Annotated in this window: 1 protein-coding gene; it reads right to left on the reverse strand. The window is 67.5% G+C overall.

What is annotated here, in order from left to right; translation table 11 throughout:
* On the reverse strand, positions 1–1,026 hold a 1,026-nt coding region (locus tag AC1D12_RS33780), incomplete at its 3' end, for an ABC transporter substrate-binding protein (protein WP_477845441.1).
* Positions 1,027–1,156: the final 130 nt, after the last annotated feature.

The raw sequence follows: 1,156 nt of genomic DNA on the forward strand, positions 1-1,156 counted from the left end.
GTACGAGGCCTTGATCGCGCGGTCCTTCTGCACCGCGGCGCTGACGAGGTAGTTCACCAGGTCGGCGGCCACGGCCTGGTTCTTCGAGTACTTCGAGACTGAGAGCTGCCAGCCGCCGAGCGCCGCGGCGCTGCGGCCTCCTGTCGATCCACTGCCACCGGCAGGCAAGGGCATCACGCCGACCTTGCCGGCGATCTGGCTGTCGGGCTTGTGCGCCAGCGCCCAGACGTAGGGCCAGTTGCGCAGGAACACCGCGTTGCCCGACTGGAACACGCCGCGGCTGTCTTCCTCGGCGTAGTTCAGCACCGCCTTCGGCGTGATGGTGCCGACCCAGCTCGCCGCGGTCTGCAGCGCCTTGATCGCGTTGGCGTTGTTGACCGAGACCTTGCCGTTCGATTCGACGATGGCGCCGCCGCCGAAGCTCGCGAGCCATTCGGTCGCGTTGCAGCTCAGGCCTTCATAGGCGCGGCCCTGCCAGACGAAGCCCCACATCTTCGGGTTGCCGGCGGCGCGTTCGCCGTCCTGGATCTTCTTCGCGGCGGCGGCCAGCGCGTCCCAGGTGGTGGGCGGCGCAACCTTGTACTTCTCGAGCAGGTCCTTGCGGTAGAACAGCAGCCCGGCGTCGGTGAACCATGGCATCGCGACCAGCTTGTCGCCGACGGTGTTGTTGGCGATGATGGCCGGGAAGTGCTCCTTCTCGGCGCCCTTGGTGTAGGGCTTCAGGTCGATCAGGTGGCTGGCGAGCAGGCCGGGCCAGACGACGTCGATCTGGTAGATGTCGATCTTGTCGGAGCCGCTGCCGAGGATCTGCTGGTACAGCGCGAGGCGCTCGTTCGAGTCGTTGGGCGCGTTGATGACCTGCACCTCGTGGCCGGTCTTCCGGGCCCAGGCATCGGACTCCTCCTTGCAGAGCTGGAACTCGAGCCCGACGGCCCCGCACGAGATCTTCAGCGTGACGGCCTGGGCGCCGAACGCGCTCAGGCACAGGGTCGCGGCGAGCGCGGTGGCCCGGAGGGTGGCTTGCATGGTGTGTCGTCTCCTGTGGTCGGGGCCGTCGACTGCGGCCCGCGGGGGGAGTAGAGGCGTGGCGGGTTAACGCGGGATTTCTTGTTGCGGCTTGTGGTTCACGATTGAAACATTGCGCGGCTTGGCGCGG

It is taken from the genome of Rhizobacter sp. P1_G5 (genome assembly GCF_056405435.1).